This is a genomic window from Acidovorax sp. SRB_14 (genome assembly GCF_012932145.1).
In the GTDB taxonomy this organism is placed as follows: domain Bacteria; phylum Pseudomonadota; class Gammaproteobacteria; order Burkholderiales; family Burkholderiaceae_C; genus Simplicispira.
Genome location: NZ_MWOK01000001.1, coordinates 346,965 through 368,213, shown reverse-complemented (window position 1 = coordinate 368,213; position 21,249 = coordinate 346,965). Strand labels below are relative to the sequence as shown.

The window sequence follows — 21,249 nt, the reverse complement described above, 5'->3', positions numbered from 1 at the left end:
CATGGCAGACCACGCACCCTTTGCCCTGGAGCTGCGCGACCTGCGCAAGAGCTTCGGCAAGACAGAAATCATCCGCGGCGCGGACCTGGCGGTTCGGCCGGGCGAGCGGGTGGCCATCATCGGCCCCAATGGCGCGGGCAAATCCACGCTGTTCAACCTCATCAGCGGGCGCTTTGCGCCGACCAGCGGGCAGGTGCTGCTCAACGGCCAGCGCATCGACGGCAAGAAGCCGTTCGAGATCAACCGGCTCGGCCTGTCGCGCAGCTTCCAGATCACGAACATCTTTCCCAAGCTCAGCGTGTTCGAGAACCTGCGCTGCGGCGTGCTCTGGAGCCTGGGCTACAAGTACACGTTCCTGCGTTTGCTTGCGGGCCTGCACGACGCCAACGCGCGTGCGCAGCAGCTCATGGAGCAGATCCACCTGGACAAGAAGCGCGACGTGCTGGCCGTCAACCTGACCTATGCCGAACAGCGCGCGCTCGAGATCGGCATCACCATCGCCGGCGGCGCCAACGTCATCCTGCTCGACGAGCCCACCGCCGGCATGAGCCGCAGCGAGACCACGCGCTTCATCCAGCTGATCAAGCAGGTGACCGAGGGCCGCACGCTGCTCACGGTCGAGCACGACATGGGGGTGGTCTTTGGATTGGCCGACAAGATCGCGGTGGTGGTGTACGGCGAGGTCATCGCCTTCGACAACCCTGAGAAGGTGCGCGCCAACCCGCGCGTGCAAGAGGCCTACCTCGGCTCGGCCGTGGCCGACGAGCAGCCGGAGGGCCACTGACATGCTGCACATCCACGACCTCCACGCCTACTACGGCAAAAGCCATGTGCTGCATGGCGTGGGCTTCAACGTACAACCGGGCGAAATCGTGGCGCTGCTCGGGCGCAATGGGTCGGGCCGCTCGACCACGGCCAAGGCGATCATGGGCCTCGTGGACTGGGAGGGCGCCATCGAATGGAAGGGCCAGCCGCTCACGGGACGCAAGGCCTACGAAATCGCCCATGCGGGCCTGGGCTATGTGCCCGAGAGCCGCGACGTGTTCCCCCACCTCACGGTGCACCAGAACCTGCTGCTGGGCCAAAAGGGCAATGGCAAGGGCAGCCGCTGGTCATTCGATGACATGTATGCCATGTTCCCGCGCCTCAAGGAACGCCAGCACACCGAGGCCGGCGTCATGTCGGGCGGCGAGCAGCAGATGCTGACGCTGTGCCGCACGCTCATGGGCGACCCGGACCTGATCATCATCGACGAGCCCACCGAGGGCCTGGCACCAAAAATAGTCGAACTGGTCGGCCAGTACCTGCAGGCGATCAAGGCGCGCGGCATCTCGGTGCTGCTGATCGAGCAAAAACTCACCATCGCCATGAAGGTGTCCGACCGCGCGCTGGTCATGGGCCACGGCAGCATCGTCTTTGATGGAACGCCCGACGGCCTGCGCGCCAACGACGCCGTGCGCAAGGAGTGGCTGGAGGTTTGAGCAGTTGTCCCGGGTGGGACAAAACGGCAAGGGCAGGGCGGACAAAACTCCCTACAATCAAAAACGCACGACCGTTCTTTTATCACTACGCAAGGAACAACAGCATGACCGCTGAATACCAAGTCCACGGCGACGTTGCCGTGATCACCCTGGCCAACCCGCCCGTCAACGGTTTGGGTCTGTCGACCCGCCAGGGCATCGTGGACGGTCTGGACCGTGCCCAGGCCGACGCCGCGGTGGCGGCCATCGTCATCACCGGCGCGGGCAAGGCCTTCTCGGGCGGCGCCGACATCAAGGAATTCGGCACCGACAAGGCGCTGCAGCAACCCAACCTGCACGCCGTGATCGCCGCCATCGAGAACGCCACCAAGCCGGTCGTGGCCGCGATCCACAGCGTGTGCATGGGCGGCGGCCTGGAACTGGCCCTCGGTTGCCACTATCGGCTGGCCGCGCCCGGTTGCAGCGTGGCGCTGCCCGAGGTCAAGCTGGGCATCCTGCCGGGCGCCGGCGGCACGCAGCGCCTGCCGCGCGTGGTGGGCGTCGAGGCCGCGCTGAACATGATCGTCAGCGGCGAAACCGTGAAGAGCGAGCTGATCGGTTCGATGCCCGGCCAGAAGCTGTTCGACAAGATGGCGGCCTCGCCCGAGGCGCTGGCCGCCGAGGCGCTGGCGTTTGCGCAGAGCATCGCTGCCGTGCGCCCGCTGCCCCTGGTGCGCAACCTGCCGTGCAAGCACCCCGAAGGCGACGCCTATTTCCAGTTCGCGCGCAACATGGTCAAGGGCATGGCCAAGAACTACCCGGCGCCGCTCAAGTGCGTGGACGCCGTCGAGGCGGCCACCAAGCGCAAGTTTGCCGATGGCCTGGCGTATGAGCGCGAACTGTTCATCAACCTGATGTGGACGAGCGAATCGCGGGCGCTGCGCCACCTGTTCCTGGCTGAACGTGCGGCCTCGAAGATTCCCGATGTGCCCGCCGACACGCCCCAGCGCAGCATTCAGAGCGTGGCCGTGATCGGCGCCGGCACCATGGGCGGCGGCATCGCCATGAACTTCCTGAACGCCGGCATCCCCGTGAAGATGCTGGAGATGAAGCAGGAAGCGCTGGATCGCGGCATCGCCACCATCCGCAAGAACTACGAAGCGCAGGTCAAGAAGGGCAAGCTCAAGCAGGACAAGTACGAGCAGCGCATGGCCCTCTTGACGACCACGCTCGACTATGCCGACCTGAAGGACGCGGACCTCGTGATCGAGGCCGTGTTCGAGGAACTCGGCGTCAAGGAAGCCGTTTTCAAACAGCTCGACGCCGTCATGAAGTCTGGCGCCATCCTGGCCAGCAACACCTCGACGCTCGACGTCGACAAGATCGCATCGTTCACCCAGCGCACGCAGGACGTGGTGGGCCTGCACTTCTTCAGCCCCGCCAACGTGATGAAGCTGCTCGAAGTGGTGCGTGGCGAAAAGACCGCCAAGGACGTGCTCGCCACCGTCATGGCGATGGCCAAGAAGATCAAGAAGACGGCGGTGGTCTCGGGCGTGTGCGACGGCTTCATCGGCAACCGCATGATCGAGCAGTACGGCCGCCAGGGCGGTTTCCTGCTCGACGAAGGCTGCACCCCCGAGCAGGTCGACAAGGCGATGGAAAAGTTCGGCATGGCCATGGGACCGTTCCGCATGGGCGACCTGGCCGGCAACGACATCGGCTGGGCCATCCGCAAGCGCCGCTACCAGGAAAAGCCTGACATGAAGTACAGCAAGACCGCCGACCTGCTGTGCGAGAAGGGCCGCTTTGGCCAGAAAACCGGCGCTGGCTGGTACGACTACCTGCCCGGCAAGCGCGATGCCATTCCGAACGCCGAAGTCGTGAAGATGATCGAGGACCACCGCGCCGCGCTCGGCATCACGCCGCGCAAGATTTCCGACGAAGAGATCGTGCAGCGCCTGGTGTTTAGCCTGGTCAACGAGGCCGCGCACATCCTGGAAGAGGGCATTGCCAACAAGGCCAGCGACATCGACGTGGTCTACATCTTTGGCTATGGCTTTCCCATCTACCGCGGCGGCCCGCTGAACTACGCCAACGAGGTCGGCCTGTTCAACGTGGTGCAGGCCATGCAGCGCTTTGCGCAGAACCCGCTCGACGACGCGAAGTTCTGGCAGCCCGCGCCGCTGCTGGCCCGGCTCGCTGCCGAAGGCAAAACCTTCAACTGACCGATGTGCACCCACCCCGCACGCGCAGGCCGCTGGCCGCGCCCGCGGGGCGCCCACCCCCGAAAGGATTCCCCATGACCTCCGCAGTGATTGTTTCCACCGCCCGCACGCCGCTTGCCAAGAGCTGGAAGGGCTCGTTCAACATGACGCACGGCGCCACGCTCGGCGGCCACGCCGTGCAGTACGCCGTGCAGCGCGCCGGCGTGGACTCGGCCGATGTCGACGACGTGCTCATGGGCTGCGCCACGCCCGAAGGCGCCACGGGCGCCAACATCGCGCGCCAGATCGCCTTGCGCGCGGGCCTGCCCATCACCGTGTCGGGCGCCACCGTCAACCGCTTCTGCTCTTCCGGCTTACAGACCATTGCCATGGCCGCGCAGCGCATCATTGCCGGCGAGGCCGATGTGTTCGTCGCCGGCGGCGTCGAAAGCATCTCCTGCGTGCAGCAGGAAATGAACACCCACATGCTGCAGGACCTGCAGCTGGCCAAGGCCAAGCCCGAGATCTACTGGAGCATGCTGCAGACCGCCGAACAGGTCGCCAAGCGCTACGGCATCGGCCGCGACGCCATGGACGAGTACGGCGCCGCCAGCCAGCAGAAGGCCTGCGCCGCCCAGGCCGCCGGCCTGTTCGACGCCGAAATCGCCCCCATCGAAGTGACCATGGGCGTGGCCGACAAGGTGATGGGCCTGACGACCAAAAAAGTCACCGTCAGCCGCGACGAAGGCACGCGCGAAGGCACCACCTTCGAGGGCATTCACGGCCTGCGCTCGGCGCTGCCGGGCGGATTGATCTCGGCCGGCAACGCCAGCCAGTTCAGCGACGGCGCCGGCGCCTGCGTGCTGACCAGCGAAGACTACGCCAGCAAGAAGGGTCTCAAGCCCTTGGGCCGCTTCCTCGGCTTTGCCGTGGCCGGCTGCGAGCCCGACGAGATGGGCATCGGCCCCGTGTTCGCCGTGCCCAAGGTTTTGAAAAAATTGGGCCTGACGGTGCAGGACATCGACCTGTGGGAGCTCAACGAAGCCTTCGCCGTGCAGGTGCTGTACTGCCGCGACAAGCTGGGCATCCCGGCCGACCGCCTGAACGTCAACGGCGGCGCCATCGCCCTGGGCCACCCCTACGGCGTGAGCGGCCAGCGCCTCACGGGCCACGCGCTCATCGAAGGCAAGCGCCGAGGTGCCAAGAAGGTCTGCGTGACCATGTGCATCGGCGGCGGCATGGGCGCGGCCGGCATCTTCGAGGTGCTGTAGCCATGGGCAGGCACGCCGCGCCCCACGCCGACGACCGGCCGGAAGCCGCGGTCACGCCCGAGGTCTTCCTGGCCATGGGCCGGGAAGTGCTGGCGGCGCAGCCTTTCAGCGTGCTGATCGGCGCCGAACTGCACGCCCTGGCTCCCGGGCGGTGCGAACTGCACCTGCCCCTGACCGCGCAACTGCGCCAGCAGGATGGCTTCGCGCATGGTGGGGTGCTCAGCTACATGGCCGACAACGCGCTCACCTACGCGGGTGGCACGGCGCTGCGGGTGCCGGTGGTGACCTCCGAGTTCAAGATCAACTACCTGCGCCCCGCCGTGGGCGAGCGGCTGATCGCGCGCGCCGAAGCCGTGCACCAGAGCCGCAGCCAGGCCGTGTGCCGCTGCGACGTGTTCGTGCTGCAGGACGGCGTGGAAACGCTCTGCGCCATGGCGCAGGGCACGATTGCCGCGCTGCCGCCGCGCGGCAGTGCCGAAACACCGCCGTCGCCGGGCCCAGCGCGCTGACAGCTTTCACGGGCAGGCCAGGCCATGGCGCAACCCCGCTTTGTTACTCCTCATTTAATAGCTTAAGGCGCTTGCTGCACAAGCGTTTAGGCCAATTTTTGCTGAAACCCCATGCGCTTGCGTCCCACCCTTGAATTCCTGCTCTATCAGTGGCTGCAGGCCGAGAAACTGCAAGAGCGCGAGCGCTTTGCCGACCATTCGCGCGAGACTTTCGATGCCGTGCTCGACACCTGCGAGCGCATCGCGCGCGAGAAGTACGCGCCCTTCAACCGCACGGTGGACACGCAGGAGCCGCAGTTCGACGGCGAGCGCGTCATGCTGCCGCAGGCGACGCAAGACGCCTACGACGCCTACGCTGCCTCGGGCATGCTCAGCGCCGCGCAGGACTACGGCATCGGCGGGATGCAGCTGCCCTACACCGTCGAGGCGGCGGCCAATGCCTTCTTCGCGCTGGCCTCGATCAGCATCAGCTCCAGCCTGCTGAGCGTGGGCAACGCCAACCTGCTCATGGTGCATGGCACGCCGCTGCAGAAGAAGGTGTTCGCGCTCAACGAGTTCTCGGGGCGCTTCTCGGGCACCATGTGCCTCTCCGAGCCGCAGGCGGGCTCGAGCTTGAGCGACGTGGCCACGCGCGCTGTGCCCGATGGGGAAGGCTTTAAAGCCGATCCCTTGGGCCCGCGCTACCGCATCACGGGCCACAAGATGTGGATTTCGTCGGGCGAGCACGAGCTGTCCGAGAACATCGTCCACCTTGTGCTGGCCAAGATTCCGGGGCCCGACGGCAAGCTGGTGCCGGGCACGCGCGGCATCTCGCTGTTCATCGTGCCCAAGAAGCTGGTCGATGCCGAGGGCCACCTGACCGGCGTGCGCAACGACGTGGCGCTGGCGGGCCTCAACCACAAGCTGGGCTGGCGCGGCACCACCAACACGCTGCTCAACTTCGGCGAAGGCAAGTACCCGGTGCAGGGCAGGGCGGGGGCCGTGGGCTATTTGGTGGGCGAGGCCGGCAGGGGCCTCGCCTGCATGTTCCACATGATGAACGAGGCGCGCATCGGCATCGGCATGGCGGCCACCATGCTGGGCCTGGCGGGCTACTACGCCAGCCTCGACTACGCCAAGAACCGCCCGCAGGGCCGCCCCATGGGCGCCGGCGGCAAGGACGCCGCGCAGCCGCAGGTGCGCATCATCGAACACGCCGATGTGCGCCGCATGCTGCTGGCGCAGAAGAGCTATGGCGAGGGAGCGCTGGCGCTCAACCTGTACTGCGCGCGCCTGGTGGACGAGCAGCACACCGGCGAGCCCGAGGCCGCCGACGAAGCGCGCCTGCTGCTCGAAGTGCTCACGCCGATTGCCAAAAGCTGGCCCAGCGAGTTCTGCCTGGAGGCCAATTCGCTGGCCATCCAGGTCCACGGCGGCTATGGCTACACGCGCGACTTTCCGGTTGAGCAGTATTGGCGCGACAACCGCCTGAACATGATCCACGAGGGCACGCACGGCATCCAGGCCGCCGACCTGCTGGGCCGCAAGGTGCTGATGGAGGGCGGCCGGGGCCTGCAAATGCTGGCCGCGCGCATGCAGGCCACGATGGCGCAGGCCGCCGCCGTGCCCGAGCTGGCAGCGTACGCGGCGCAGCTCGGCGGCGCCTTGCAGCAGGTGGGCGCCGCCACGCAGGCCGCCTGGGCCACCGGCAACCCCGCCGAGGCCCTGGCCAATGCCGTGCCCTACATGCAGGCCTTCGGCCACACAGTGCTGGCCTGGATCTGGCTCGACGTGGCGCTGGCCACGCTGCGCGCGAATGCTACGCTTTCAATAGCTTCAAGCGAAGGCAGGGTGGGCGCTGCACGCTATTTTTACCATTACGAGTTGCCCAAGATCACGGCCTGGCTGGACGTGGTGAACCGCCGCGACATGACCTGCGCCGCGCTCAGCGAAGCGGCCTTTTAGGCACTGCGCTCGCGCAGCCGCTGGGCGTGGATTGGGCGCGCCGCGGTGCAGGCGGACAGCAGCCAGCCCATGCCGATCGCCAGCACGACCGAAGTGATTTCAGCGGTCCGTGTCGGCAAATAGCGCTGCGTCCATTCGCATGCGAAGGCGAGCACCGCCGTGCAGACGGTCATGCCCCCGAGCAAGGCGCCGTTGCGGACCGTGCTCCAGAGGATCCCGCCAAAGCACAGGCATTCAAACGCGCGCGCCGAGATCGCTGACTGCACCCAGGTCGACAGCGACGACGCAAACGGCATCCAGGCCATGTCGGCCGGCGGCGTGCGCCACGCCCAGGGCCAGATCGCGTCGAGCAGGTAGGTGGCCAAGGCCACCCAGGCGGTCGCGGCCCACCGCGGCCCGGGAGGCCACGGATCCATCCAGCGCCACAAAAGCCAGCCGCCGGCAATCCCCAGCACCACCGCCATGCCCGGTGACTGGTCCACGACCACGAACTTGCCTGCCAGCACCGCCGCTGCGGCGACCCCGGCCACGGCGCGCGCGCGGTGCGCGAGCTGGGCGGTGCGCGCCAGGTGCGCGACGGCCGACGCACCGATCACCGCCATGCCGGCGTGCAGCAGCATGCGCCGCGGCTGCCACAGGTCCAGTTGCCACAGCGACTTGACGTTCTGCGCCACCGAAGAGACATCGAACGTCGGGATGAGCGGATACAGCTCGGCCAGCCACCACAGCGCGATCAGCACCAGCGCGAACCGGTCTGCACCGGCCCAACCCTGGTGCCGGACCAGCAGGTGCCCCACGCGCCAGCGCGCAACGCAGCCTGCGCCCCAGCCCAGGACATAGCCCACCATATTGAAGAGAACGTCCGACAAGGCCGGGGTGCGCGGCAGGTACTTCTGCAGCCATTGCAGCGTGCTTGCCACCACCAGCGCCACCCCGAACCAGCCGGCGAAAAACCACCAGCGGCGGAGACGCCCTTGGGCGGCCCAGCCCAGCAGCCCCCCCAGCGGCAAAAACAAAAGGATGTTTTCGATCAGGTCCACCAAGCCAATGCGGCCGCTCCAGATGAAGGCCTGCGGCGCGGCGAAGTCCCACTGGAAGGGGTATAGCGAGCCATACACGATGAGCAGCCACACCAGGCCCACCGCGACCGCGAAGCTGCGAGAGCGAACGTCCATGCTTTTCATGCGGGTCTCTGATCTTTGAATTGCACATCACACCATATTGGCCACGCCATGGCGAATTGCCTGGGTCGGCCAAGGCTGGGGCCAGAGCCATGTCTCGGCGAAAAAACCGCCGCTGCATGGCGGCGTCGCAGTTCCTTGCATCCGATACACCCTGCGGCGCGTGCCCGCATGCACAGCCTGCGTGGCGCACGCTTGGCCCTGCCTGGCGCACCACAGGAGATCGTACGCTTGCTTACGCCATGCAATGGCGCGCGCCAGCGCGGCAGCGTTCGCAGGCGCATTGGCGGATTCTCAGGCGTGGCCTGGAACGCTGCCGCGTGCCACGACCCTAGAATGCACCGCGACCATGGGTGTAAACCCTGGTTCTGGCGGGTCTGCCATACACGCAATGGACCCGGAAAGGTTTGCAGATTTGGTATTGAAAGAGTTCAAGCTCGGTTACAACCCCGCCCTCGACGGGCTGCGCGGTGTGGCGATCGTGCTGGTGCTGCTGTCGCACGCGCATGTGCCCTTGTTCGAGGGGGCATTTTTGGGGGTCGACCTGTTTTTCGTGCTCAGCGGATTTCTGATCACTTCGCTGCTGCTGCTCGAATACCGGTCTCAGGGGCGGATCCAGTACTGGCGTTTTTACCGGCGCCGCTTCTTTCGCCTGATGCCGGCGCTGGCCCTGTTTCTGGCCACCTACTGCGTGGTGGCGCCGCTGTTGTGGCCGGAGCTGGACGACATCCACCAGGACGCCCTGGTGTCGCTCCTGTACCTGGCCGACTACGGGATCGCCTTTTTTGACAGCCCCGGCACCTTGCTGCACATATGGTCGCTGTCGGTGGAAGAGCATTTCTACCTGGTCTGGCCCCCGCTGCTGGTGCTGCTGTTGCGCTCGGCCCAGCCCGGGGCTGTGTGGCGCCCGATCGCCTTGCTGTGCCTGCTGGCCTGGCTGTGGCGCGTGTTCTGGGTGGTGCAGGGCCAGCAGTTCTACGAAATTTTCTTCCGCTTTGACACCCGCGTTTCGGGCTTGCTCATGGGCAGCCTGCTCGCGGCGCTGGCGATCGAAAAGCCGGGCTTTCTCCAGCAGCTGCGCGCGCGCATGCACTACGCCATGTGGCTGCCGCTGGCCATTCCGCTGCTGATGGCGCTGGACTGGGACAACCAGAGCGCCATGGTGTGGGGCATCACGGTGGTCGAGATGGCTGCCGTCGTCTTGCTGGCGGCCGTGCAGCAGCGCTCCGGCCTGGTGTACGACATGCTGAGCGCGCCGGCCCTGGTCAAGCTGGGCACGCTGTCGTATGGCATCTATCTCTGGCACTATCCTGTCGTGCGCTACCTGCGCGCGGACCATGCCTGGCCCGTGGTGGTGGTGCTGGGGCTGCTGATTTCCACGGCGCTGGCCGCGCTGTCGTTCCATACCCTGGAGCGTTGGGCGATGCGTTACCGCGATGGAGCGCAACACGGCAACGCGCGCGGCGCCCCCGTGCCCGCGCATGCCTGCGGCAGGGCGGGAAAAGGAAGGCCAACCAAGGCAGGGTGCCGCACCACGGCAGATGCACTGCTCTGACCGCTGCGAGCCACCCCTAGCGTTGGGAAATTGCTCCCTGTTCTGTGGGGCCAGAGCGGCGCCTCATGGCTCGACTGTCGCAAGCGAGCTCGGAAATCAGACTGCGCATCCATTTCATGCAGCGGTGGTTCAAGGTCAGCGATACCGCAATGGAAGAGGCCCTGCACGACGTGTCCGCATTCCGCGACTTCGCGGGGCTGTTCCACTGGGGCGAATACATCCCCAGCGAGTCAAGCATCCTGCGCTTTCGGCATCTGCTGGAGCGCCATAAGCTGGCTGAGCAAATCCTGGCCACGGGGTCTGCGCCGTGCGCTGGCAAGGACACACCCGTGGACGCACTGATCGATCAACTGGAGCGCACCAGAGCTGGCATTCGAGTCAAGGTGGAACACCCATTTCGGGTGCTCCAGCAGTACTTCGAGTACGTGAAAGTGCGCTACCGGGGCTGAAGAAGAACACGGCGCAGATCGTCACGCTGTTTGCGCTGTCCAACCTGTGGATGGCCAGGCAAAAAATTACTGGCTGCGGGACAGGTGCGTGTGCAGGGAGCGTAAGGCTCACCAAACCGGGGAATCGTGCAGAGCGCCCCTGGGTCAGGGTTTATCAATGTAATGCTTTCTTGATATAAGAGTATTTTTTTGACAGTAAAAAGTTTGCTGCGGCGGCTTTTGATCCATAAATGCTTATATGTGCTCCTTCTAAGCTGAAAGGTAAATTTTCATTGGTTAAATCGGAAGGTTTTCCGTCGGAATTAAAAATTGAATCTCTGTCTATAAATAAAACATTGGTGTAATTTTTTGAAAACCCCTCTAAAATTTCGTTCGCCTTGAGCGTATTTTTGTCTCTTTGGTTTGTGGCTTTTGGGATGTCAAATTTGCCATCAAACCACATGCTTTTTTTATAGTATTTCATGATGTCGTTTTCAAAATGCTTTGGGCTCGCCATCAAGATAACAATTCGTACCTTCGGTGCGAGCTTGTCTATTAATTGCAGAACCCCATCCATTTTTTTTTGTTCTAAAACGCTGCCCCAGCTTCCGCCTAAAACGGCAAAATCGTAATTTGAAATATTCTCAATCAAATATTTTCTGTTATAAAAACACTGCTTCAGTGCCCGACTGCTGGTTTTTCCAGTGAATTCCTCATTCATGCTCGGAAAACACCAGTTTGTTGTGATGGCATTGATGCTTGCATTCAGTTCGTTGGCGGTTTTGTCCCAGAAGGGTTCGTATTGTCCAGCAAAAGAATCTCCGAATAAAATGCCTTTTACGTTTGACGACTTTTTTCCGAGCCAGCAATTTACGCCGTCAGCGCCGACTTTTAAATAGCCTAGGTTGTCAATGCTGTAGAAGCACCAGCCGTTGTCAATTCTGGGTAGTTCTATTTCCGTAAGCGCAAGAGATTTAGGAAGGCGATTTGGATATCCTTCGTTAAAATTCCCTATTAATCCAAAAGAAAGAAATAAGGAGCTGCCTAAAGCGCTGTATAGAAATATTTTTCTGCGGCTGAAATTGTGTTTGTTCCTGAGAGGTATTTCAATATATTTCCAAGTGAAGTAGGCCAGCCCTAAGGTAAGCATCGCCAATACAGTAAAAAGTAGTTTGCTGGGTTCGGTTAGGCTTCTGTGGCGTGCAAAGGCGAACAACGGCTGATGCCATAGATAGGCGCTGTAGCTAATCAACCCGACTCCGACCAGTAGTTTGTGGCTTAGTATTTTTCCGATTGTCGTTTGCTCTGTGGCGCAAAAAATAATAAGGGCGGTTCCAATGGTTGGGACTAGTGTGTAAAAGCTGGGAAATGGGGTTTCGTTGTTGAATTTAAATATTGCGTATATAAGCAGCAGGATGCCGAGCAGACTGCCGAATTCACTGAGTATTCTGTTTGGATGAAAGCGATTTTTTTCTGTTGAGTAGATTGCCAAGAGGGCACCAATTAGCAGCTCCCATCCGCGTGTCGGTAAAAGATAAAATGCAGCGGAGGGATTGAAAATTGATCCCCATTGTGCGAGCGCCAGACTTAGAGAGGCAAGACTTGCAAGTATGGCAAAAACCCAATTTTTGCCTAATTTCCAAATTGCCACGAAGAAAATTGGAAATAAAAAATAGTATTGTTCCTCAATTGCCAAACTCCACGTATGAAGTAGAGGCTTCAATTCGGCTGCGGTCTCGAAATAGCCGCTGGTACGCCAAAATAAAATATTTGAAATATAAGCAGAAACGGCCATCAAGCTTTGTGAGAAACTAATCATGTCTTCTGGCAGCAGCCATGCCCACGTAAAAGGTAAGCAAACGACAAGGACTGTGAAGAGTGCCGGCAATATCCGCCTGGCTCTGCGTTCGTAAAAATTGATGAGACTGAACGTGCCCGTTTTCTTCTCGGCGAGTATGATTGAAGTAATCAAATATCCACTGATTACAAAGAATACGTCGACGCCAACGAAACCGCCGCTGAATAATTGAAAGCCAGCATGAAAAACTATGACAGGGAGAACTGCTATTGCACGGAGTCCGTCTACTTCAGGTCTATATTTCATAGGGTGCCCGCATACATGTTAAGGATGGCTGATCTTCAATCGAAGCAAGTACAAAAGAGATGTTCCCTTCCGGTCATCCCATCATTACGAAAGGTTTTATACACTTTTGGAATTGAAGAGGCGAGGGCAGGAGGAAGAAATATTAAAAAAAGCGCGATGTCCATCACCACTGGCCAAAATGTTTTCCTGGGTGTCTCGGCACCAATCGCCCAGGTGACACGCTGCGCCACTGCGCCATCGCACAATCGGCTGCCACACAGCAAGCGCTAGGCCGGCCATTGGGCATGGGCTCATTGACGACATGCATCTAACCTGCTCCAGGAGACCACGACATGACCCGCACCATCCAGCAATTGTTCGACCTCAGCGGCAAGACCGCGCTGGTCACCGGCGGCTCGCGCGGCCTGGGGCTGCAGATCGCGCACGCGCTGGGCGAGGCGGGCGCGCGCATCATGCTCAGCTCGCGCAAGGCGTCCGACCTGGAAGAGGCCACGGCGCAACTGCAGGACGCGGGCATCGATGCGCGCTGGACCGCCGCCGACTGCGCGCAGGAGGCCGACATCCACCGCCTGGCCGACGAGACGATGCAGCGCATGGGCGACGTGGACATCCTGGTCAACAACGCCGGCGCCACCTGGGGCGCGCCCGCCGAGGACCACCCGGTCGAGGCCTGGGACAAGGTCATGAACCTCAACGTGCGCGGCTATTTCATCCTCAGCCAGCACATCGCCAAGCGCAGCATGATCGGGCGGCGCAGCGGCAGCATCATCAACGTGGCGTCCATCGCCGGCCTGGGCGGCAACCCCGGCGGCATGAAGACCATTGCCTACAACACGTCCAAGGGCGCGGTGATCAACTTCACGCGCGCGCTGGCCGCCGAATGGGGCCGGTACGGCATCCGCGTCAATGCCATCTGCCCGGGTTTCTTTCCAAGCAAGATGACGGTGGGCACGCTCAAGGCCATGGGCGAGGAGGCGCTGGCGGCCCATGCGCCGCTGGGCCGGCTGGGCGACGACGAGGACTTGAAGGGCCTGTGCGCGCTGTACGCGTCCGACGCGGGCAAGCACATCACCGGTCAGTGGCTGGCGGTGGACGGCGGCGTGAGCGTGGTCACCGGTGGCTGAGCGCTGCGGCTTGGGTATGCTGCGCGCTCTTCTTTGAACCTTGGAGCGAACCGTGTTGAAATTTGGTGCAGAAATTCCTTTTGTCAGCCACCTGGGCTTTACGCTGCACCGCATGGACGGCGGCCATTCCGAGCTGCACTACGAAGCGCAGCCCCAGCACCTGAATTCGTTTGCCGTGACCCACGGCGGCGCCTCCATGACGCTGCTCGACGTGGCCATGGCGACTGCGGCGCGCAGCGACACGCCCGACTTTGGCGTCGTCACGATCGAGATGAAAACCACGTTCATGCAGCCCGCGCGCGGCCCCCTCGTGGCCAAGGGCCGGCTCCTCCACCGCACCGCGTCGATGGCGTTTGTCGAAGGCTCGGTGGTCGACGCCGAAGGCCGCCTGTGCAGCCATGCCACCGGCACCTTCAAATATGTGCGCCGCCGTGCGGAAGAGGGCGCGGGGGTGGCCGCCCCGGCAGTCCTGTCCACCGACTGATCCGAAAAACAGGTCATATGGGCCTCCAGCGCTTACTGGGTAATCGCTGGCAGCTATCAAATTTGCAACCCACAGGAGACCACCATGCCCCGCAACCAGCAAATCCTGCTCGACAACCGCCCCCAGGGCGGGGCCACGGCCGCCAACTTCAAGCTGGTGGCCAGCGACACGCCGGCGCTGCAAGACGGCGAGGTGCTGGTGCGCCACCACTACCTGAGCCTGGACCCCTACATGCGCGGGCGCATGAACGACAGCAAGAGCTACGCCCAGCCGCAGCCGCTGGGCGAGGTGATGCAGGGCGGCACCGCGGGCGAGGTGGTCGAGAGCCACCACCCCAAGTACGCCGTGGGCGACAAGGTGGTGGGTTTTGGCGGCTGGCAGGAATACAGCGTGGTCAATGCCACGCAGCCCGGTGCCCTGAAGAAGGTGGACACCACGCAGGTGCCGCTGTCCGCCTACCTGGGCGCTGTCGGCATGCCGGGCGTGACGGCCTGGTACGGCCTGGTGAAGATCATCGCGCCCAAGGCCGGCGACACTGTGGTCGTCAGCGCCGCCAGTGGCGCGGTGGGCAGCGCCTTTGCCGCGCTGGCCAAGGCGCGCGGCTGCCGCGTGGTGGGCATTGCCGGGGGCGTGGACAAGTGCCGCTATGCCGTCGAAGAGCTGCACTTCGACGCCTGCCTCGACTACAAGGAGCACACCGACACCCCGGCCATGGCCAAGGCGCTCAAGGAAGCCTGCCCGAACGGCATCGACGGCTACTTCGAGAACGTCGGCGGCTGGATCATGGACGCCGTCATGCTGCGCATGAACGCCTTTGGCCGCATCGCGCTGTGCGGCATGATCGCCGGCTACGACGGCGCGCCGCTGCCCATGGCCAACCCGGCGCTGATCCTCATCAACCGCATGAAGATCGAAGGCTTCATCGTCAGCGAGCACATGGAGGTCTGGCCCGAGGCCCTGATCGAGCTGGGCACGCTGGTGGCCACCGGCAAGCTGCGCCCGCGCGAGAGCATTGCGCAGGGCCTTGCCGCCGCGCCCGAGGCGTTCCTGGGCCTGCTCAAGGGCCGCAACTTCGGCAAGCAGCTCGTCAAGCTGGTCTGAGCGGCCGTGCGCCCCGGCGCTGGCCGCCCGACCTGAACCCGTAAGCACGTTCTCACGGAGGCACCATGACCGCTCTGATCCTGCACCACTACCCGTCGTCCCCGTTCTCTGAAAAGATCCGGCGCGCGCTGGCCTACAAGCAGTTGCCCTGGAAGTCGGTGATCGTGCCCAGCATCCTGCCCAAGCCCGACGTGCAGGCGCTCACGGGCGGCTACCGCAAGACGCCCATCCTGCAGGTCGGCGCCGACATCTACTGCGACACGGCCCTGATCTGCGACGTGCTGGAGCACCAGCAGGCCGAGCCCGTGCTGTACCCGCCGCACCTCAAGGGCGTGGCGCGCGTGTTCGCGCAGTGGGCCGACACCACGCTGTTCTCGGCCGCCATGGCCTACAGCCTGCAGCCGCGCGGCGCGGCCGCCCTGTTCGCCCACCTGCCCGACGGTGCGGCGCAGGCCTTTGGCGCGGACCGCGGCGCCATGGCGGCCGGCATGCCGCGCCCGCGCCCGCAGGACGCCACCGCCGCCTACCGCTCGTACCTGCGGCGCATTGCGCACATGGCCGAGGAGCACGACTTTTTGTTCGGCGCCGAGCCGTGCCTGGCCGACTTCGCCGCCTACCATCCGCTGTGGTTCACGCGCACCTGCGTGCCGGTGATGGCCGACATCTTCGCCGCCACGCCGGCCGTGTCCGAGTGGATGGACCGCGTGGCCGCGCTGGGCATGGTGCGCATGGAGAAGTTCAGCAGCGAGGATGCCATCACCGTCGCCGCGGGCGCCGAGCCGCTGCCGCTGGTGGGCGACGTGTTCCAGGACGAGCACGGCATCGCGCTGGGCTCGGCCGTGAGCATCGCGGCCGAGAGCTTTGGCACCGAGCCCACCCACGGCGAGCTGCTGGCCGCCACGCGCACGCGCTACACGCTGCGCCGCCAGGACCCGCGCGTGGGCACCGTGCACGTGCACTTCCCGCGCATTGGCTACACCCTCCGAAAGGCAGAGACATGATCGACCACTTCCACGGCAAGACGGCGGTGCTCACGGGCGCGGGCTCGGGCTTCGGGCTCGAATGCGCGCGCATCGGCGCGCGCCTGGGCATGAACCTGGTGCTGGTCGATGTGCAGCAGGACGCGCTGGACGCCGCGGCCGCCGAGATGCAGGCCGCAGGCTGCCAGGTGCTGGCGCGCCGCGTCGACGTATCGAACGCCGCGCAGATGGAGCAGCTGGCCGCCGACGTGCAGCAGCGCTTTGGCGCGCCGCACCTGGTGTTCAACAACGCCGGCGTGGGCGCGGGCGGCCTGGTGTGGGAGAACTCGGTCAAGGACTGGGAATGGGTGCTGGGCGTGAACCTGTGGGGCGTGATCCACGGCGTGCGCCTGTTCACGCCGATGATGCTGGCCGCCGCCCGGGCCGACCCGCAGTGGCGCGGCCACATCGTCAACACCGCCAGCATGGCGGGCCTGCTGGCGCCGCCGAACATGGGCATCTACAACGTCAGCAAGCACGCCGTGGTGAGCCTCACCGAGACGCTGTACCAGGACCTGGCGCTGGTGACGGACCAGGTGGGCGCCAGCGTGCTGTGCCCGTTCTTCGTCGCCACCGGCATCAACGACAGCCAGCGCAACCGCCCTGGCGAGTTGGCCGCAAGCAAGCCCACGCAGAGCCAGCTCATCGGCCAGGCCATGATCGGCAAGGCGGTGACCTCGGGCAAGGTGACGGCGGCGGAGGTGGCGCAAAAAGTGTTCGACGCTGCCGCCGCCAACCGGTTCTACATCTACAGCCACCCCAAGGCCATCGGCTCGGTGCAGACGCGGCTCGAAGACATCCTGCAGGCGCGCAATCCGACCGACCCGTTTGCCGACAAGCCCGAGCTGGGCGCGCAGCTGCGCACGGCGCTGCGCGCGGCTTGAACGGGCCTCGTGCGGGGGCGGCCGCCGTCAGGGCTCCCGTGGGCTCCCGCGTCCGCCTGCGGGGACCCTGCCCATCGCATGGATCAGCGCCGGCACCTGGGCCGAGAGTTCGCGCGCGAGGTAACCCAGCGGTCCGTGCGCCTGCGCCAGCGCCCGCCCGGCGCGCGAGTGCAGCAGCACCCCCCAGGCGCAGGCCTGCAGCGGCGGCGAGCCGCGCGCGGCCAGCCCGCCGATCAGCCCCGCCAGCGTGTCGCCCGAGCCCGAAGTGGCCAGCCCCGGCGTGCCGCCGTCAAAGCGCCAGGCGCGGCCGTCGGGTTGCGCGATGAAGGTGGTCGCTCCCTTGAGCGCCACGCAGGCGTTCCAGCGCTGCGCGGCCGCGCGCGCCGCAGCCAGCATGTCGGCCACGACGGCGTCCTTGCTCAAACCGGTCAGGTGCGCCATCTCGCCCGCGTGCGGCGTCATCACCACGCTCTGCGCGAACGGACCGTCCTGCGCCACCGCCATCGCGCAGGCGTCCAGCACCACCGTGCTGGCGCGGAACAGCGGCAGCAGGGCGCGCACAAAGGGCACGCTGCGGGCTTCGTCCTGCATGCCCGGCCCCAGCACCAGCGCGCTCACGCGCTCGGCCAGGGGCTCGAGCAGCGCGCAGCCGCTGGCCGCAAAACCGCCACCGCGCGTTTCCTTGAGGCCGATCACGCGCGACTCGGGAACGGCCAGCGCCAAGCCCTGCGCAATGCTTTCGGGCGCGGCGATCGTGAGCTTGCCCGCGCCCGCGCGCAGCGCTGCGGTGGCGGCCAGCAGCGCTGCGCCGGGGATCTCCGGGCTGCCGGCCACGATCAGCACGTGGCCGCGCATTTCCTTGTCGGCCTGCTGACCGGGATCGGGCAGCGGCCAGCGCGCCAGCAGGGCCTCGGTCAGCAGCCGGGGGCGCGCAAGGGCGCGCGCGCCGCCCTCCGCTGCGTTCGCATCGGTGGGTTCGGCTGTAGCGCGGGACAGGGAGCGGGCCATGGACAGCCTCTGGACAGGGGCGGCGGAGCGTCGCGGGGGCGCTTCAGGGTTTGGGCGCGGCGGGCGCGTCGGGCGCGCGCGTCACCGGCGTGGCCGCGTCGTGCAGCGGCGCGAGGAAATTCACCAGGTCCAGTTGCATCACGGTGTCGGCGTCGTTGCGCTTTTCGGCGCGGTACGAGGTCACGGCGCAGTTGGGCACGTCGCCCTGGCGGTCGATGCCGAGGATTTGCTGCTCGTCCATGTGTTCGAGCAGATAGCGCATGCAGTTGACGATGACCTGGTGCGCCACCACCAGCACACGCAGGTCGGCGTATTCGCGCGTCACCATCTCGAGCAGGCTGCGCAGGCGCAGGATCACATCGCACCAGCTCTCGCCACCGGGCGGGCGGAAATAGAACTTGCCGACGTGCGCGCGCTGCGCATCGAGCTGCGGGTGCTGCTGCTGGATGCCGTGGCGCGTGAGCCGGTCGAGAATGCCAAATTCCTTCTCTCGCAGGCGCTCGTCCAGGCGCAGCTTGGCGTCGGCGCCGCCGAGCAGCTGGCTGTGCTCGGCCACCGCGCGGGCGGTCTGCTGGGCGCGCAGGTAGGGCGAGCACAGGATCACCTCGGGCTGGTGCTCGCGCGCCTGGCGCGCAAACCACTGGCCCAGCGCACGCGACTGGGCGTGGCCCAGGTCCGACAGCGGCACGTCGATGTCGCGCCACGCCAGGTCGATCATCGGCAGCCCGCCCGCCTCGGCGGCGTCGCGCGCGACGTTGCCGGCGCTCTCGCCGTGGCGCACGATCCAGAGGGTGCGCGGCCAGTTCGTGGGCATGGGCGGGGCTGCGCTCAGCGCGCGCGCTGGGCCAGCAGGTCGCGCACGCGGTCGGTCGGCGTGGGGGCCCGCTTGCCCAGCGGACCGTCACGCCCGGTGGCGGCGCGCGCGAGCAGCGCGGTGCCCAGCGTGCGCCCGAGCATGCGGCCGACCAGCGAGCGCGAACGCCCGGCGCGGCGCATCACCAGGAGGCCCGCGCCCAGCGCCAGCCAGTGCTCGCCCGGAAAGCCGGGGCGGCGTTCGTCCCAGCGTTGAAGGTCCTTGAGCTTGTCGGAAATTTTCATGGTGGTAGCGCCGGTGCGCAAAAAGGGCGGACGATGGAGGAATGGAACAGACGGGTGCGGCTTGTGGTGGCGTGTTCGATCTTGCAGCGCCGCTGGGGCGCCGCGCTGTAAGACGCGTCTTCACATCGCGTGCTCTGCGTCCTACAGGCCTGGCGCACGGCACTGGCGCAGGCGCTGGCGCAGGCGCTGGCGGAACGACAAAATGTGGATGAAAAGTGGCCTCAACGCATGTGTGAGCAACGTTGATAGCTATGAAAAGGAGAGCAAATTGCAGCAAGCGCCACTCTGGCACAGCCCGAACCATGGCGGTGGCTGGGCCTTTTTTGCCACCGCCGTGGGCCAGTGCGCGGTGGCCTGGGGCCCGCACGGCATCGTGGCCCTGCAGCTGCCCGAGGCCACGGCCGCGGCCACGCGGGCGCGCCTGCTGCGCGCCGCGGGCGCATTGCCCGAGGCGGCGCCGCCACCGCCCGTGGCCGCGGCCATCGACACGATCGCCGCATTCCTGGACGGTCGTGCACCCGCGATGGACGGCGTGCTGCTGGACATGCGCGGCGTGACGGATTTCCAGCGCCGCGTCTATGCGCTGGCGCTGCGCATCGCGCCCGGTCAGACCAGCACCTATGGCGAACTGGCGGCGCAGCTCGGCGGGCGCCACCTGGCGCGCGCCGTCGGGCAGGCGCTCGGGCACAACCCGTTCGCGCCCGTCGTGCCCTGCCACCGCGTGCTGGCGGCCGGCGGGCGCGCGGGTGGCTTCTCGGCCGAAGGCGGCACGGCCACCAAGCTGCGGTTGCTGCAGATCGAAGGCGCGCGTTTCGGCGCGCAGCCAGGGCTCTTCGACGCCGGGCCGGTCAGCGCGGCGACTGCGCCACCAGCTGCGCCAGCGCGCGCACCGACAGCGGGGCGCAGCCCTCGGCCTGGTTGGCGACGGTGACGAAAGCGTTCTGTCCGGCCCCGGTGATGCCGGCAATCGTGCGTGCCAGCAGCGCGCGGGTTTCGGGGTCGGGGTCGACGATCTTGTCGTAGGGGCTGTACACGGCCTGCGCCTCTTCGTAGCCGTACGCGCCATGCAGCGGGTTGAGGTTCCAGCGGCACACCAGCGGACCCGGCCAGAGCGCGCGCAGCAGCGGCAACTGTGCTTCCAGGCGCGGCATCTTGGCGTGCAGGCCCAGGCAGTAGGTGGCGCCGGCCTCGCGCAGCACGGCGGCGAACTCCGGCGTCAGGCACTCGGGGTCGCGCACCTCCACGGCCAGCACGCCGTCGGGTGCCGTGGGGGCCAGCCCGGGCTGGGCCAGCAGCATGGCGCGCAGGCGCCGCAGCAGCGCGGGCCAGCGGTCCAGTTGCGCCAGCGGCAGCGGGCTGAGCTGGAACACCAGCGCGCCGACCTTGGCGCCCAGGCCGTCGAGCGCGGGCTGCACGAATTCGCGCAGGGCCAGCTCCGGGTCGAGGAACGCCGTGTTGGCCTGGCGCCCCCGGCCGTCTTCGCCGCGCACCAGCGCATCGGTGACCAGGCTCGGGGCCTTGACGACGAAGCGGAAGTCTGCCGGCACCTGTGCGGCGTAATGCCCGTACTGGCTGGCCGTGAGCGGCCGGTAGAAGCTGCGGTCGATGCTCACGCAGCGCAGCAGCGGGTGCTGCGCGTAGGCCGCCAGCCCGTGCTTGGACAGCACGGCATCGGGGTAGTCGCCATCCCAGACCAAGCCATTCCAGCCGGGGTAGGCCCAGGACGAGGTGCCCAGCCGCAGCTGCGGTGGCAGCGCCGCCGCCAGCGCCGCGAGCGCCGCGTCGGCAGGCGCGGCACGCACCTGCTCAGGGGCGCGTTTGCGCGGTGGCACAGGCGCCGGGAGGGGCGGCGCGCCGAACAAATCGTCTTGCATG

At 65.7% G+C, this 21,249-nt stretch carries 19 protein-coding genes and 1 pseudogene; 14 read left to right on the top strand and 6 right to left on the bottom strand.

Going from position 1 to position 21,249, the window contains the following annotated elements:
• Position 1: 1 nt before the first annotated feature.
• The 6 genes from B2J86_RS01670 to B2J86_RS01645 all read left to right on the top strand — a co-directional run bounded on the left by B2J86_RS01670 (position 2) and on the right by B2J86_RS01645 (position 7,388).
• A complete protein-coding gene (locus tag B2J86_RS01670; RefSeq protein WP_169634421.1) occupies positions 2 to 784 on the top strand; it encodes an ABC transporter ATP-binding protein in 783 nt (260 codons plus the stop codon).
• Between the two features lies 1 nt (position 785).
• Positions 786 to 1,481 carry an ABC transporter ATP-binding protein gene (locus B2J86_RS01665; RefSeq protein ID WP_173024573.1) on the top strand — a complete coding sequence of 232 codons (696 nt, stop codon included), beginning with the start codon at positions 786 to 788 and terminating at the stop codon, positions 1,479 to 1,481.
• 104 nt (positions 1,482 to 1,585) lie between these two features.
• A complete protein-coding gene (locus B2J86_RS01660) occupies positions 1,586 to 3,685 on the top strand; it encodes a 3-hydroxyacyl-CoA dehydrogenase NAD-binding domain-containing protein (RefSeq protein ID WP_173024572.1) in 2,100 nt (699 codons plus the stop codon).
• Positions 3,686 to 3,759: 74 nt separating this feature from the next.
• Positions 3,760 to 4,935 (top strand): acetyl-CoA C-acyltransferase, encoded by a 1,176-nt coding sequence (locus B2J86_RS01655; RefSeq protein WP_173024571.1) that lies wholly within the window; start codon positions 3,760 to 3,762, stop codon positions 4,933 to 4,935.
• Positions 4,936 to 4,937: 2 nt separating this feature from the next.
• Positions 4,938 to 5,444 (top strand): PaaI family thioesterase, encoded by a 507-nt coding sequence (locus B2J86_RS01650; RefSeq protein WP_173024570.1) that lies wholly within the window; start codon positions 4,938 to 4,940, stop codon positions 5,442 to 5,444.
• Between the two features lie 111 nt (positions 5,445 to 5,555).
• Complete coding sequence (locus tag B2J86_RS01645; protein WP_173024569.1) at positions 5,556 to 7,388, top strand: acyl-CoA dehydrogenase; 1,833 nt, start codon at positions 5,556 to 5,558, stop codon at positions 7,386 to 7,388.
• On the opposite strand, the gene B2J86_RS01640 is transcribed toward B2J86_RS01645, so the two are convergent.
• The gene (locus tag B2J86_RS01640) at positions 7,385 to 8,563 is read right to left on the bottom strand and encodes a VanZ family protein (RefSeq protein WP_173024568.1); all 1,179 of its coding nucleotides are present in this window, start codon (positions 8,561 to 8,563) and stop codon (positions 7,385 to 7,387) included. The two genes, B2J86_RS01645 and B2J86_RS01640, sit on opposite strands and share 4 nt — an antisense overlap.
• A gap of 421 nt (positions 8,564 to 8,984) precedes the next feature.
• Here B2J86_RS01640 and B2J86_RS01635 point away from each other — a divergent pair, with 421 nt between their 5' ends.
• Positions 8,985 to 10,124, top strand: a complete 1,140-nt coding sequence (locus B2J86_RS01635; protein ID WP_371736018.1) for an acyltransferase family protein — start codon at positions 8,985 to 8,987, stop codon at positions 10,122 to 10,124.
• A gap of 92 nt (positions 10,125 to 10,216) precedes the next feature.
• Positions 10,217 to 10,678 (top strand): annotated as a pseudogene (locus tag B2J86_RS01630) (transposase); the annotation flags it as partial.
• A 49-nt stretch (positions 10,679 to 10,727) separates the two neighbouring features.
• Here the strand turns inward: B2J86_RS01630 and B2J86_RS01625 are convergent.
• The gene (locus B2J86_RS01625) at positions 10,728 to 12,656 is read right to left on the bottom strand and encodes an acyltransferase family protein (protein ID WP_173024567.1); all 1,929 of its coding nucleotides are present in this window, start codon (positions 12,654 to 12,656) and stop codon (positions 10,728 to 10,730) included.
• A 332-nt stretch (positions 12,657 to 12,988) separates the two neighbouring features.
• On the opposite strand from B2J86_RS01625, the gene B2J86_RS01620 reads away from it, so the two are divergent.
• The 5 genes from B2J86_RS01620 to B2J86_RS01600 all read left to right on the top strand — a co-directional run bounded on the left by B2J86_RS01620 (position 12,989) and on the right by B2J86_RS01600 (position 17,268).
• Entirely contained in the window at positions 12,989 to 13,780 is a 792-nt protein-coding gene (locus B2J86_RS01620) for an SDR family oxidoreductase (protein WP_173024566.1), read from the top strand.
• 52 nt (positions 13,781 to 13,832) lie between these two features.
• On the top strand, positions 13,833 to 14,264 hold the full coding sequence (locus B2J86_RS01615) for a PaaI family thioesterase (RefSeq protein WP_173024565.1): 432 nt from the start codon (positions 13,833 to 13,835) through the stop codon (positions 14,262 to 14,264).
• An 84-nt stretch (positions 14,265 to 14,348) separates the two neighbouring features.
• Positions 14,349 to 15,365 (top strand): NADP-dependent oxidoreductase, encoded by a 1,017-nt coding sequence (locus B2J86_RS01610; RefSeq protein ID WP_173024564.1) that lies wholly within the window; start codon positions 14,349 to 14,351, stop codon positions 15,363 to 15,365.
• A gap of 65 nt (positions 15,366 to 15,430) precedes the next feature.
• Positions 15,431 to 16,366: a glutathione S-transferase family protein gene (locus tag B2J86_RS01605; protein ID WP_169167830.1), complete on the top strand. Its 936-nt coding sequence runs from the start codon at positions 15,431 to 15,433 to the stop codon at positions 16,364 to 16,366.
• On the top strand, positions 16,363 to 17,268 hold the full coding sequence (locus B2J86_RS01600; RefSeq protein ID WP_169634410.1) for an SDR family oxidoreductase: 906 nt from the start codon (positions 16,363 to 16,365) through the stop codon (positions 17,266 to 17,268). Before B2J86_RS01605 ends, B2J86_RS01600 begins: the two co-directional genes overlap by 4 nt.
• A 27-nt stretch (positions 17,269 to 17,295) precedes the next feature.
• On the opposite strand, the gene B2J86_RS01595 is transcribed toward B2J86_RS01600, so the two are convergent.
• The 3 genes from B2J86_RS01595 to B2J86_RS01585 are packed head-to-tail and all read right to left on the bottom strand — an operon-like array spanning position 17,296 to position 19,374.
• The gene (locus B2J86_RS01595) at positions 17,296 to 18,276 is read right to left on the bottom strand and encodes an NAD(P)H-hydrate dehydratase (RefSeq protein WP_173024563.1); all 981 of its coding nucleotides are present in this window, start codon (positions 18,274 to 18,276) and stop codon (positions 17,296 to 17,298) included.
• Between the two features lie 43 nt (positions 18,277 to 18,319).
• A complete protein-coding gene (locus B2J86_RS01590) occupies positions 18,320 to 19,090 on the bottom strand; it encodes a histidine phosphatase family protein (protein ID WP_173024562.1) in 771 nt (256 codons plus the stop codon).
• A 14-nt stretch (positions 19,091 to 19,104) separates the two neighbouring features.
• Positions 19,105 to 19,374 carry a hypothetical protein gene (locus B2J86_RS01585; protein WP_169634407.1) on the bottom strand — a complete coding sequence of 90 codons (270 nt, stop codon included), beginning with the start codon at positions 19,372 to 19,374 and terminating at the stop codon, positions 19,105 to 19,107.
• Between the two features lie 268 nt (positions 19,375 to 19,642).
• Between B2J86_RS01585 and B2J86_RS01580 the strand changes: the two genes are divergently transcribed.
• A complete protein-coding gene (locus B2J86_RS01580; RefSeq protein WP_240964714.1) occupies positions 19,643 to 20,305 on the top strand; it encodes a methylated-DNA--[protein]-cysteine S-methyltransferase in 663 nt (220 codons plus the stop codon).
• Here B2J86_RS01580 and B2J86_RS01575 read toward each other — a convergent pair.
• Entirely contained in the window at positions 20,223 to 21,248 is a 1,026-nt protein-coding gene (locus tag B2J86_RS01575; RefSeq protein ID WP_173024561.1) for a DUF72 domain-containing protein, read from the bottom strand. The genes B2J86_RS01580 and B2J86_RS01575 overlap by 83 nt on opposite strands.
• Position 21,249: the final 1 nt, after the last annotated feature.

What these genes read in the sequence shown, in the direction of transcription:
- B2J86_RS01665 (WP_173024573.1), top strand. Translation starts at nt 786, where the DNA reads ATGCTGCACATCCACGACCTCCACGCCTACTACGGCAAAAGCCATGTG.
- B2J86_RS01585 (WP_169634407.1), bottom strand. Translation starts at nt 19,374, where the DNA reads ATGAAAATTTCCGACAAGCTCAAGGACCTTCAACGCTGGGACGAACGC.
- B2J86_RS01575 (WP_173024561.1), bottom strand. Translation starts at nt 21,248, where the DNA reads ATGCAAGACGATTTGTTCGGCGCGCCGCCCCTCCCGGCGCCTGTGCCA.
- B2J86_RS01660 (WP_173024572.1), top strand. Translation starts at nt 1,586, where the DNA reads ATGACCGCTGAATACCAAGTCCACGGCGACGTTGCCGTGATCACCCTG.
- B2J86_RS01625 (WP_173024567.1), bottom strand. Translation starts at nt 12,656, where the DNA reads ATGAAATATAGACCTGAAGTAGACGGACTCCGTGCAATAGCAGTTCTC.
- B2J86_RS01620 (WP_173024566.1), top strand. Translation starts at nt 12,989, where the DNA reads ATGACCCGCACCATCCAGCAATTGTTCGACCTCAGCGGCAAGACCGCG.
- B2J86_RS01610 (WP_173024564.1), top strand. Translation starts at nt 14,349, where the DNA reads ATGCCCCGCAACCAGCAAATCCTGCTCGACAACCGCCCCCAGGGCGGG.
- B2J86_RS01605 (WP_169167830.1), top strand. Translation starts at nt 15,431, where the DNA reads ATGACCGCTCTGATCCTGCACCACTACCCGTCGTCCCCGTTCTCTGAA.
- B2J86_RS01595 (WP_173024563.1), bottom strand. Translation starts at nt 18,276, where the DNA reads ATGGCCCGCTCCCTGTCCCGCGCTACAGCCGAACCCACCGATGCGAAC.
- B2J86_RS01640 (WP_173024568.1), bottom strand. Translation starts at nt 8,563, where the DNA reads ATGGACGTTCGCTCTCGCAGCTTCGCGGTCGCGGTGGGCCTGGTGTGG.
- B2J86_RS01600 (WP_169634410.1), top strand. Translation starts at nt 16,363, where the DNA reads ATGATCGACCACTTCCACGGCAAGACGGCGGTGCTCACGGGCGCGGGC.
- B2J86_RS01590 (WP_173024562.1), bottom strand. Translation starts at nt 19,090, where the DNA reads ATGCCCACGAACTGGCCGCGCACCCTCTGGATCGTGCGCCACGGCGAG.
- B2J86_RS01650 (WP_173024570.1), top strand. Translation starts at nt 4,938, where the DNA reads ATGGGCAGGCACGCCGCGCCCCACGCCGACGACCGGCCGGAAGCCGCG.
- B2J86_RS01655 (WP_173024571.1), top strand. Translation starts at nt 3,760, where the DNA reads ATGACCTCCGCAGTGATTGTTTCCACCGCCCGCACGCCGCTTGCCAAG.
- B2J86_RS01645 (WP_173024569.1), top strand. Translation starts at nt 5,556, where the DNA reads ATGCGCTTGCGTCCCACCCTTGAATTCCTGCTCTATCAGTGGCTGCAG.
- B2J86_RS01670 (WP_169634421.1), top strand. Translation starts at nt 2, where the DNA reads ATGGCAGACCACGCACCCTTTGCCCTGGAGCTGCGCGACCTGCGCAAG.